Annotated in this window: 7 protein-coding genes; 4 read left to right on the top strand and 3 right to left on the bottom strand. The window is 63.4% G+C overall.

Annotated features, from left to right (window positions below; all coding sequences use genetic code 11):
- Window positions 1-52 precede the first annotated feature (52 nt).
- A complete protein-coding gene (locus J9788_RS15190) occupies window positions 53-781 on the top strand; it encodes a proteasome-type protease (protein WP_015376453.1) in 729 nt (242 codons plus the stop codon).
- 29 nt (window positions 782-810) lie between these two features.
- Here the strand turns inward: J9788_RS15190 and J9788_RS15185 are convergent, their stop codons facing one another.
- The gene (locus J9788_RS15185) at window positions 811-3,201 is read right to left on the bottom strand and encodes a beta-N-acetylhexosaminidase (RefSeq protein WP_182265187.1); all 2,391 of its coding nucleotides are present in this window, start codon (window positions 3,199-3,201) and stop codon (window positions 811-813) included.
- A gap of 268 nt (window positions 3,202-3,469) precedes the next feature.
- Window positions 3,470-6,178, bottom strand: a complete 2,709-nt coding sequence (gene mgtA, locus J9788_RS15180; protein WP_182265186.1) for a magnesium-translocating P-type ATPase — start codon at window positions 6,176-6,178, stop codon at window positions 3,470-3,472.
- 424 nt (window positions 6,179-6,602) lie between these two features.
- Here mgtA and treR point away from each other — a divergent pair, with 424 nt between their 5' ends.
- The 3 genes from treR (at window position 6,603) to treC (ending at window position 10,835) form a co-directional block, all read left to right on the top strand.
- Window positions 6,603-7,550, top strand: a complete 948-nt coding sequence (treR, locus tag J9788_RS15175) for a trehalose operon repressor TreR (RefSeq protein ID WP_182265185.1) — start codon at window positions 6,603-6,605, stop codon at window positions 7,548-7,550.
- A gap of 137 nt (window positions 7,551-7,687) precedes the next feature.
- Window positions 7,688-9,103, top strand: a complete 1,416-nt coding sequence (gene treB / locus J9788_RS15170; RefSeq protein ID WP_033651452.1) for a PTS trehalose transporter subunit IIBC — start codon at window positions 7,688-7,690, stop codon at window positions 9,101-9,103.
- A gap of 67 nt (window positions 9,104-9,170) precedes the next feature.
- Complete coding sequence (treC, locus tag J9788_RS15165; RefSeq protein ID WP_182265184.1) at window positions 9,171-10,835, top strand: alpha,alpha-phosphotrehalase; 1,665 nt, start codon at window positions 9,171-9,173, stop codon at window positions 10,833-10,835.
- Window positions 10,836-10,863: 28 nt separating this feature from the next.
- Here the strand turns inward: treC and J9788_RS15160 are convergent, their stop codons facing one another.
- On the bottom strand, window positions 10,864-11,388 hold the full coding sequence (locus J9788_RS15160; protein WP_033641685.1) for an NAD(P)H-dependent oxidoreductase: 525 nt from the start codon (window positions 11,386-11,388) through the stop codon (window positions 10,864-10,866).
- Window positions 11,389-11,474: the final 86 nt, after the last annotated feature.

Here is an 11,474-nt window from a genome sequence, read left to right as displayed (position 1 = left end):
CGGGCACGCTGCGCGTTGGCGGCGTGCCGGTCTTGTTTTGAGGGATTGTAGTATGACCTACTGTGTGGCCATGCGTTTGTCGTCCGGGCTGGTCTTTGCGTCCGATTCGCGCACCAACGCCGGGGTGGACCATATTTCCACCTTCCGCAAACTGCACGTGTTCCAACAGGACGGCGATCGCACGCTGGTGCTGCAAAGCGCCGGCAACCTGGCGACCACCCAGAGCATCATCAGTTTGCTGTTGCACCGCAGCAAGGACGCCGAACGCCCCAACCTGCTCAACGCTCCCAGCCTCTACGACGCCGCCACGCTGGTGGGGGAAACGGTGCGCGAGGTGATCCAGCGCGACAGCGAGGCGCAGCAAAGCGGCAGCACCACCGACTTCAGCTGCAACCTGCTGCTCGGCGGCCAAATTAGCGGGGAAGAGATGCGGCTTTTCCATATCTACCCGCAAGGCAACTTTATCGAAGCCACCCGCGACACGCCCTATTTTCAAATAGGCGAAAGCAAATACGGCAAACCGATCATCGACCGGGTGCTGCACTACGACACGCCGCTGGAACAAGCGATGCAATGCGCGCTGATTTCACTGGATTCGACCCTGCGCAGCAACCTGTCCGTCGGGCTGCCGCTCGACGTGATGATCTACCCGCGCGACAGCTTCAGTCATGCCCGGCAATACCGCATTACCGAAGATCATCCGTACTTCAGCGCCATCCGCAAGGGTTGGGGCGAAGGGCTGGTCAGCATTTTTACTCAGTTGCCGCCGCTGCAACTGTAGGGATCCGGGCTCACACGAGCCCGTCCGCCTCATTGCACCTGCAACCCCCGCAGCAACGCCTCCAGCGGGTACACCGCCGCAATCACCACTTCGTCGCGCGTCTGCGCCGCCGCATCCAGCCGGCGCTGCGCTTGCTCGGCCTCGGCCCGGCTCAGCGGTTTGTCCTGCTGATACCGCTCCAGCAGCGTTAAGCCCAATGCGGCCAGGGCATCGACGTCCTGCGCCACCGGCGCCAGCTCCCGCAGCGCACGGTTGCCCGCGATCGCCGTCTGCAGCGCCGCGCCGTTCGCCTGCCAGCGCTGCAACCGTTCGCGCAGCGCCTGCGCCGCCGCCTTATCGCGCTTATCCTTCAGCAAAGCCGCGACCTGCGCATGCATGGCGCGCACCGCCTCGCTCTCCGGCGGCAGCGCATCGGCAAAGCGGTTCAGCGGTTCGAACTGATGATAGTTGCCGGCCTGGAACTTCAGGTGCTGGCGGGTGTAATACTGCGCCGGTTCCACCGCCTCGGCCAGGATCTGCAGCGGCACGATCTGCACGCTGTTGCTCAGCCGGGTGAATTCGCGCGCCGTTTCCGCGTGCTGCTGCAGGCCGACCGACACCACCGACCAGGCGTCGATCGCCGCCAGCCGCCGGTACATATTGCTTTCGTCAGTGACGTCCTGCGCCGACCACAGCCGCTCCGCCACCGCGAAGGCGCGCGGCCACAGCTTGAGATCGAGCAGCGGCGCGCGCACGTTTTCCGCCCACAGCGCCGCTTCCCCGCCGAGAATGTTGGCCTGCCCCTTCTCATCCGGCACCACCGGCATCTTGCCCGCCGGCGCCGCCGCCAGTTTCTCGCCGCTGGTGGGGTAACGCACGTTGCCGACCAACGTATAGCCGCTGAGCTTGTCCTGTTGCAGCGTGAACACCGGCCGCGTGTCGCCCATCCAGGTATCGACGCGGAACGTCACCTGCTGCGGCGTGCGCCAGACGATGTCGTGCACCGCGCGGCGCGACTTGCCGTTGAAATCGATAAAGCCGCGCCAGCCCTGCTTGCCCTCGATCAGCGTGAAGCTGCCCTCCACCGCGCTGCCCTTCAGACGCGGCATGCTGAAACGCCAGCTTTGCGCCTGCTCGCCGGGTTGCACCGCCGTTTCGACCCCCAGCGGCTGCGGCTGAATTTCATTGCGGTAGTGATAGGCGGTGCTTTGCGGCTGATCGAGATAGAAACCGGTGGAGAGAATGCCCTGATAGCCATCCTGCGCGCTGGCGCCCAGCGAGTCTTGCCCCTGCCAGGACTGAATGACGATCGAACGCGGCAGCGACGGATGATAGATCTCGTCCCAGCCGACCATCTGCCGCTGGTGCTTCTCGAGGACTTTTTCCAGCTTCTGGTTGAAGTAGGCCTGCAGCGCATGGGTATCCGCCAGCCCGTTTTGCTGCATAAACGCCTGAATCGACGGCGACGCCCGCCACTGGCTGGCGTCCACTTCGTCGCCGCCGATGTGCAGATAAGGATCGGGGAAGATCGCCGCCAGCTCGCCGACGATCGTATCGACAAACTGATAAACCTCGTCGCGGGTCGGATCGAGCGTCGGCTTATGCACGCCCCACTCGCGCTCCATGCGATACGGCCCCGGCGCGCTCATCAGATCGGGATAGGCCACCGCGATGCTGGAGGCGTGCCCCGGCATGTCGATCTCCGGCACCACGCGAATGCCGCGCGCCGTGGCGTAAGCCACCACCTGCCGCATTTGCTCACGGGTGTAGAACTGGCCGTCGCTGGCCTGCTGCTGCAATTTGGGGTAATGCTCGGAGGCGAAGCGCCAGCCCTGATCGTCGGTCAGGTGCCAGTGGAATACGTTGAACTTGGCCGCCGCCATGCCGTCAAGCTGGCGCAAAATGTCCGGCAGCGGCAGGAAATGGCGCGCCGAATCCAGCAACACGCCGCGCCACGGAAAACGCGGCACGTCGCGAATATCCACCAGCGGCAGGAAAGTGTTTTGCCCGTCGGTCTGCAGCAGTTGCAGCAGGGTCTCCATGCCGCGCAGCGCGCCGAAGCGGGTGTTGGCGGTCAGCGTGGCGCCCTGCGGCGTGACCGCCAGCCGGTAACTCTCATCGCTGCCCGGCAGCGGCTGCGCCGCCACCCGATCCTTGATCACCACCTTGATCGCCGCGCCGTTTGCTTCTTCCCTCGGCGCCAACGTCCAGCCGGTCTGCAGTTCGATGCGCTGGCGCCAGCGCGGCAGCGCGTCGCCCAAATCATCGCCCTGGAGGCTTAACGACAGCCGGTGATCCAAAATCAGTTTGCCCGCCGGTTGCGTCACTTCCACCTGCTGCGGCCAGGGCATCAGCGGCAAATCCCCCGCCGGCTGCGCCAGCGCGCCGCAAGAAAACCATAACGATGAAGCCAGTAGCGTATAACGGAAAGGTCTGTGCATCGGAAATTCCTCAGAGGAAAAAAAACAAAATATCCCCAATGAATTTCAAACCACCGCTAGGCGGCAAGCGTCCGCATCCCCAGGCGCTTAGGTCTGCTAAGTAACTGGAGGGCGGGCGTACAGCCAACAACGCGGTGGCTTGAAAGGCGCAGGGGAAAACAGCCAACGCTGTAGATAAAGACTCAGCACAGAACAGATGTCCAACCGTTACGGTGAAAAAGCGGACGGGATCACAGTTGCCCCCTCCCGGCCGGAGGGGGCGAACGGGTTATTGCCAGCCGTAGCGGCGCACGAACCAGCCTTTCACGCACTGGGTCAGCACCATGTAACCGGCGAGGATCAGCACCAGCCACGGGAAGTAACCGAGCGGCAGCGCCTGCAGCTGCAGGAAGCCGGCCAGCGGCGAGAACACCAGGCCGATGCCGGTGGCGATCACCGCCAGCGTCATGATGCACAGCGGCCAGGACGGGCGGCTCTGGATAAACGGAATTTTGCGCGTGCGGATCATGTGCACGATCAGCGTTTGCGACAGCAACCCTTCCACGAACCAGCCGGACTGGAACAGCGTCTGCATTTCCGGCGTGTTGGCCTTGAATACCCACCACATCAGGCTGAAGGTCAGCACGTCGAAGATCGAACTGATCGGCCCAAAGAACACCATAAACCGCCCCAAATCGGCGGAGTTCCAGCGCTGCGGCTGGGTGATCTGATCGTCGTCGACGTTATCGAACGGGATGGCGATCTGCGAGATGTCGTACATCAGGTTCTGAATCAACAGGTGCAGCGGCAACATCGGCAGGAACGGCAGGAAGGCGCTGGCGATCAGCACGCTGAACACGTTGCCGAAGTTGGAGCTGGCGGTCATCTTGATGTATTTCAGCATGTTGGCGAAGGTGCGGCGCCCTTCGATCACCCCCTGCTCCAGCACCATCAGGCTTTTTTCCAGCAGGATGATGTCCGCCGCCTCCTTGGCGATGTCCACCGCCGAATCGACGGAGATGCCGATATCGGCCGCGCGCAGCGCCGGCGCGTCATTGATGCCGTCGCCCATAAAGCCCACCACGTGCCCCTGGCGGCGCAGCAGTTTGACGATGCGCTCCTTGTGCAGCGGCGTCAGCTTGGCGAACACCGTGGTGCGCGCCGCCGCCTGCGCCAGCTGCTCGTCGTCCATCTGCTCGATCTCGCTGCCGCGCAGCAGATGATCGGCCTCGAGCCCGACGTCACGGCACACTTTGGCGGCCACCAGCTCGTTGTCGCCGGTGAGGATCTTCACCGTGACGCCGTTCTGTTTCAGCGCCGCCAGCGCCGGCGCGGTGCTCTCCTTCGGCGGATCGAGGAAGGCGACGTAGCCTTCGAGGATCAGATCCGACTCGTCCGCCACGCCGTATTCATGGGTTTGCGCCGGCAGGATCTTGTTGGCCACCGCCACCACCCGCAGCCCCTGCTGGTTGAGATCGTCGGTGATGCGGCGAATGCGCGCCAGCAGCGCCTCGCTCAGCGGGATCACCTCGTCTTCGTGACGCACGTGGCTGCAAATCGCCAGCATCTCTTCCAGCGCGCCCTTGCACACCAGCTCGTGATACGCGTTGTCTTTGGCCACCACCACCGACATGCGGCGGCGCACGAAGTCGAACGGGATCTCATCCACCTTGCGGTAGTTTTGCAGCACCTGCGGCTGCTGATTTTGCTCCGCGCAGCTCAGCACCGCCACATCGAGCAGGTTTTTCAGCCCGGTCTGGTAGAAGCTGTTCAGCCAGGCGTAGCGCAGCACCCGCTCGCTGCTGGCGCCGAACACGTCGGTGTGGCGCTCCAGCACGATCTTGTCCTGGGTCAGGGTGCCGGTCTTGTCGGTGCACAGAATGTCCATCGCGCCGAAGTTCTGGATGGCGTCCAGCCGTTTGACGATCACCTTCTGGCGCGACAGCTTCACCGCCCCTTTGGCCAGCGTCGAGGTGACGATCATCGGCAGCATCTCCGGCGTCAGCCCGACCGCCACCGACAGCGCGAACAGCGCCGCCTCCCACCAGTCGCCCTTGGTGTAGCCGTTGATCAGCAGCACGATCGGCGTCATCACCAGCATAAAGCGGATCAGCAGCCAGCTGACCTTGCTGATGCCGCTCTGGAAGGCGTTCGGCTGCTCATCCTGGCTGGTGACACGCTGCGCCAGCTGGCCGAAATAGGTGCCGCCGCCGGTGCCGATCACCATCGCCAGCGCGGTGCCGCTGACCACGTTGGTGCCCATGAAGCACAGGTTCTGGCAGTCGAGCGGATCGGCCGCCGGCAACTGCGGCGCCGCGGATTTTTCCACCGGCAGCGATTCGCCGGTCAGCGCCGCCTGGCTGATGAACAGATCCTTGGCCGACAGCACGCGCAGATCCGCCGGGATCATGTCGCCGGCCGCCAGCTTGATGATGTCGCCCGGCACCAGCTGCGCGATCGGCAGCTCCACATGCTCGCTCTTGCCGGTGAGCGCATCGCTGCGGATCACCGTGGCGGTGTTGCTCACCATGGCCTTCAGCGCGTCGGCCGCCCGGTTGGATCGCGCCTCCTGGATGAAGTTCAGCAGCGTGGAGATCAGCACCATCAGCGCGATCACCAACGCGCCGGTCAGATCCTCGGTGGCGTAAGAGATCATGCCGAGCGCGGTCAGCAGCAGGTTGAACGGGTTGCGGTAGCAGTGCCAAAGGTGTTGCCACCAGGCCTCTTTCTGCTGATCGTCGATGACGTTCTCGCCGCAGCGCTGGCGCACCTGTTCCGCCTCATGGGCGGTGATGCCTTCCGGGTGGCTGTGAAAACGCTCAAAGAGTTGCATCGTTTCTGCGGCGGCGCATTCCAGCCGCTGCTGCGCCAGGCCGGCCGGCATATCGCGCGCAGCGCCGCCGACGCTGTCCAGCAGGCTGTCGCGGCGCACCAAACGGCGCGGGAGGCCGCGGGCGAACAGGCCCAGCAGCTGACGGGGGAGTTTTTTCAGTTTCATGGTTCGCACCTCGTCGCCCGGTGCCTCACGGCAGCGGGTAAACGGGGATCGTCATCGGCAGGGCGGATGGCGGATGCGCCAAAAAGCCTCTGCCAACGCAGATCCTTATTCTTTTTTTCAGCAGCAGGAGCGAACGACAAAGCGCGCGCTACCGGTTACCGTGATGTACTTCACCGGTAAAACAGCAGCGCTAGGCGGAGAGGTTTTACCGGAGAACCGAGTGAGTGTCTAAAGCAGTCGGGTCGGGGTCCATATGGGGCATAACCTCCGGTAAAGGGAAAAACAGAGCGGCAGGAGCGGCCGTTCATCGCAATGTCACAATCCCGTTTTGCATCAAGATCCGCGTCGGAAAATGAGCTATGCTGACGGGCATTGTTTTACAGGCCTTTATGTTACGCCTGTCCACCTCAACGAAAAGTAAACCATGCAAAACCGGCTGACCATCAAGGACATCGCGCGCCTGAGCGGCGTAGGCAAATCCACCGTCTCACGCGTGCTGAACAATGAAGGCAGCGTGAGCCCGCAAACCCGTGAACGAGTGGAAGCGGTGATCCGTCAGCAAGGGTTTACGCCCTCCAAGTCGGCGCGCGCCATGCGCGGCCAAAGCGACAAGGTGGTGGGCATCATCGTTTCCCGTCTCGATTCGCCGTCGGAAAACCAGGCGGTGCGCACCATGCTGCCGCTGCTGTACCAGCAGGGCTTCGATCCGATCGTGATGGAGAGCCAGTTCGAAACCCGCCTGGTGCAGGAGCACCTGCACGTGCTGCACCAGCGCAACGTCGACGGCGTGATCCTGTTCGGCTTCACCGGCCTGACCGCGGCGATGCTCAAACCTTGGCAGGAAAAAATGGTGGTGATGGTGCGCGAATACGACGGCTTCTCGTCCGTCTGCTACGACGACGCCGGCGCGGTGAACCTGCTGATGGATCGCCTACACCGGCAGGGGCATCGGCATATCGGCTATCTGGGGGTGCAGCTCAGCGACGCCACCACCGGCCAGCGCCGCTACCAGGCCTATCTCGACGCCTGTGAACGCCTCACGCTCACGCCGCGCGCCACGCTGGGCGAGCTGAGTTACCAGAGCGGTTTCCAGCACGCCGCCGAAGTGATCGATGCGCACACCAGCGCGCTGATCTGCGCCTCCGACAGCATCGCCCTCGGCGCGATCAAATACCTGCAACAACAGCCGACGCGCGCCATCCAGGTATGCGCCATCGGCAACACCCCGCTGCTCAGCTTCCTGTTCCCCGACACCCTGTCGGTGGAGTTCGGCTACGGCAGCGCCGGCCTGCTGGCGGCGCAGCAGCTGCTGGCGCAGCTCAGCGGCGAGCAGGGGATCCGCCGCCTGGTGGTGCCCAGCAAACTTTCCTGACGATCTGCTTGGAAGTTGACCATTTTTCGTCATTTTGTGATCCTCGCCCCAAACCGGGAACGTTCCCATTTCATTCAAAATGCCGAGTGGCTAAGCTTTGATCATTACTCAGTCAACACCTCTGCAGGTATCCCATAATGAGCAAAGTAAAACAGCAGGATATTGATCGCCTGATTGTTTTGGTCGGCGGCCGCGAGAACATCGCCACCGTCAGCCATTGCATTACCCGGCTGCGTTTCGTCCTCAACGATCCCAATAAGGCGAAACCGAAAGAGATCGAAGAGCTGCCGATGGTCAAGGGTTGCTTCACCAACGCCGGGCAGTTCCAGGTGGTGATCGGCACCGACGTCGGCGACTACTATCAGGCGCTGATCGCCAGCACCGGCGTCAACGAGGCCGACAAGGAACAGGCCAAGGTGGCCGCGCGCCAGAACATGACCTGGACCGAGCGCACCATCTCCCACTTCGCCGAGATCTTCTTCCCGCTGCTGCCGGCGCTGATCAGCGGCGGTCTGATCCTCGGCTTCCGCAACGTGATCGGCGACATCCCGATGTCCGGCGGCCAAACGCTGGCGCAGATGCACCCGGCGTGGAAAACCGTTTACGACTTCCTGTGGCTGCTCGGTGAAGCGATCTTCATGTTCCTGCCGGTGGCCATCTGTTGGTCGACGGTGAAAAAGATGGGCGGCACCCCGGTGCTCGGCATCGTACTGGGCGTCACCCTGGTGTCGCCGCAGCTGATGAACTCCTACCTGCTCGGCCAGCAAACGCCGGAAGTGTGGAACTTCGGCTGGTTCGTGATCCAGAAAGTGGGCTATCAGGCGCAGGTGATCCCGTCGATCCTGGCGGGCATGGCGCTGGGCTGGATCGAAACCCGGCTGAAAAAGATCGTTCCCGACTATCTCTATCTGGTGGTGGTGCCGGTGGTCTCGCTGCTGCTGGCGGTGTTCCTGGCGCACGCGCTGATCGGGCCGTTCGGCCGCATGATCGGCGACGGCGTCGCCTGGGCGGTGAAATCGGTGATGACCGGCAGCTTCGCGCCGGTGGGCGCCGCGCTGTTCGGCTTCCTGTATGCGCCGCTGGTGATCACCGGCGTGCACCAGACCACGCTGGCTATCGACATGCAGATGATCCAAAGCATGGGCGGCACCCCAGTGTGGCCGCTGATTGCGCTGTCCAACATCGCGCAGGCCTCGGCGGTGCTCGGCATCATCATCATCAGCCGCAAGGCCAACGAGCGTGAAATCTCGGTGCCGGCGGCGATCTCCGCCTACCTCGGCGTGACCGAACCGGCGATGTACGGCATCAACCTCAAATACCGCTTCCCAATGCTGTGCGCGATGATCGGCTCCGCGATCGCCGGCCTTATCTGCGGGCTGGACGGCGTGATGGCCAACGGCATCGGCGTCGGCGGTCTGCCGGGCATTCTGTCTATCAAGCCGCAGTTCTGGCTGATTTACTCGCTGGCGATTCTGGTGGCGATCGTCATCCCGCTGGTGCTGACCATCATGGTCTACAAACGCAAGGCCGCCCGCGGCGAGCTGCCGGTTTGATTGACGCAAAATGAATGTAGGAGCCTGCTCGCGCGGGCTCGTTGTCACGATTCAAAGGTATTGAACTATGAGCAACCCAACCCCCTGGTGGCAGAACGGCGTCATCTACCAAATTTATCCGAAGAGTTTTCAGGACAGCACCGGCAACGGCTACGGCGATTTGGCCGGGGTGACCCGGCGGCTGGACTATCTGCAGGAGCTGGGCGTGGACGCCATCTGGCTGACGCCGGTCTACGTGTCGCCGCAGGTGGACAACGGCTATGACGTGGCGGACTACTGCGCCATCGATCCGGCTTACGGCACGATGGCGGACTTCGAGCAGTTGGTCGCCGCCGCCCACCAGCGCGGCATCCGCATCGTGATGGACATGGTGTTCAACCACACCTCAACCGAGCACCCGTGGTTCAAAGCCGCGCAGGATCGCCACAGCCCGTATCGTCAGTTCTACGTCTGGCGCGACGGCGACGGTGAAACGCCGCCGAACAACTGGCGCTCCAAGTTCGGCGGCAACGCCTGGCAGTGGCACGCCGACAGCGGCCAGTACTACCTGCACCTGTTCGCCGCCGAGCAGGCGGATCTCAACTGGGAACACCCGCCGGTGCGCGAAGAGCTGAAGAAAGTGTGCCAGTTCTGGGCGGACAAAGGCGTCGACGGGCTGCGCCTCGATGTGATCAACCTGGTGTCCAAACAGCAGGACTTCCCATCCGACAGCCAGGGCGACGGCCGCCGCTTCTACACCGACGGCCCGCGCATCCACGAGTTCCTGCAGGAGATGAGCCGCGACGTGTTCCAACCGCGCGGCCTGATGACGGTGGGCGAGATGTCCTCCACCACGCTCGAACATTGCCAGCAATACGCGGCGCAGAGCGGCGAAGAACTGTCGATGACCTTCAACTTCCACCATCTGAAGGTGGACTACGCCGGCGGCGAAAAATGGACGCGGGCGGCGCCGGATTACGTGGAGCTGAAGCAGATCTTCCGCCACTGGCAGCAAGGGATGCATAACCGCGCCTGGAACGCGCTGTTCTGGTGCAACCACGATCAGCCGCGCATCGTGTCGCGCTTCGGCGATGAAGGCGCACTGCGGGTGCCGGCCGCCAAAATGCTGGCGATGGTGCTGCACGGCATGCAGGGCACGCCTTATATCTATCAGGGCGAAGAACTCGGCATGACCAACCCCGGCTTCCGCGCCATCGAGCAGTATCGCGACGTGGAAAGCCTGAACATGTACGCCGAACTGCGCGCCCAGGGCCGCAGCGACGCCGAGCTGCTGGCGATCCTGGCCGACAAATCGCGCGACAACGGCCGCACGCCGATGCAGTGGAGCGCCGCACCGCACGCCGGTTTCACCACCGGCACGCCGTGGATCGGCTGCGCCGAGAACTACCCGCAGATCAACGCCGACGCAGCGCTGGCCGATCTCGACTCGGTGTTTTACGCCTATCGCCAGCTGATCACCCTGCGCAAGCAGTATCCGCTGCTGACCCACGGCGACTATCAGGATCTGGCGCCGGAACACCCGGCGCTGTGGTGCTATCAGCGCAGCTGGAACGGCCAGCGCCTGCTGGTGGCGGCCAACCTGAGCCGCGAACCGCTGGCCTGGGCGGCGGAAGGCGTGGAAGCCTCCGCGCAATGGCGCCCGCTGATGAGCAACTACGCCGATTCGGCGGACCAGCCGCAGGCGCTGACGCTGCGGCCGTTCGAAGCGGTGTGGTGGCTGCTCGAAGACTGACCCCGCAGGGCGCGGCGAACGCTGCGCCCTACCATTTCCCCAGCAGCGCCGCCACGCCGGCGGCCTCTTGCGCCAACTGCTCATCGCTCATGTCGCTCACGCCCTGCACCAGATGCGGCGGCAGATAATCCATGCCGGTCAGGTTGGCCATGGCGTGGAACGGCAGCAGCAGATCCTGCACCGGGTAACGGTTGTACCCTTGCGCCGTATAGGCCTGCGCGTTGCCGCCGGTGCTCACCACCAGCTGCAGCGGCTTGCCGTGCAGTTGGGTGCCTTCGCTGCCGTAGGCGAAACCGTAGGTTAATACCGCATCCTGCCATTCGCTGAGGATCGCCGGCGAGCTGTACCAGTAAAACGGGAACAGCATCACTACCGCATCATGGCTCTGCAACAGCGCCTGTTCGCGCGCCACGTCGATGCGGTAATCCGGGTACGCGCGGATCAGTTCGTGAACGGTCACGTTGGGCAGCGGGCGTACGGCCTCGATCAGCGCTTTGTTGATGCGCGACTCGTCGGGGGTGCGGTGGGCGGTTAACACTAAAATGCGCGACATACATGATTCCTCGGTCATAAGAAGATGAGGGCATTTTTCCATTTCCGCCGCGGCGGGTGTAGGCTGTTAGAGGTCACTTCAATTTC

Source organism: Serratia sp. X10 (genome assembly GCF_017811775.1).
GTDB classification, from domain to species: Bacteria; Pseudomonadota; Gammaproteobacteria; order Enterobacterales; family Enterobacteriaceae; genus Serratia; species Serratia ureilytica.
The sequence above is the reverse complement of the archived record's forward strand: the minus strand, read 5'-3'. Positions and strand labels throughout refer to the sequence as shown.

Excerpts from the sequence above, each read along its gene's own strand:
- treC (WP_182265184.1), top strand. The coding sequence starts at position 9,171 with ATGAGCAACCCAACCCCCTGGTGGCAGAACGGCGTCATCTACCAAATT.
- J9788_RS15190 (WP_015376453.1), top strand. The coding sequence starts at position 53 with ATGACCTACTGTGTGGCCATGCGTTTGTCGTCCGGGCTGGTCTTTGCG.
- J9788_RS15160 (WP_033641685.1), bottom strand. The coding sequence starts at position 11,388 with ATGTCGCGCATTTTAGTGTTAACCGCCCACCGCACCCCCGACGAGTCG.
- treR (WP_182265185.1), top strand. The coding sequence starts at position 6,603 with ATGCAAAACCGGCTGACCATCAAGGACATCGCGCGCCTGAGCGGCGTA.
- treB (WP_033651452.1), top strand. The coding sequence starts at position 7,688 with ATGAGCAAAGTAAAACAGCAGGATATTGATCGCCTGATTGTTTTGGTC.
- J9788_RS15185 (WP_182265187.1), bottom strand. The coding sequence starts at position 3,201 with ATGCACAGACCTTTCCGTTATACGCTACTGGCTTCATCGTTATGGTTT.
- mgtA (WP_182265186.1), bottom strand. The coding sequence starts at position 6,178 with ATGAAACTGAAAAAACTCCCCCGTCAGCTGCTGGGCCTGTTCGCCCGC.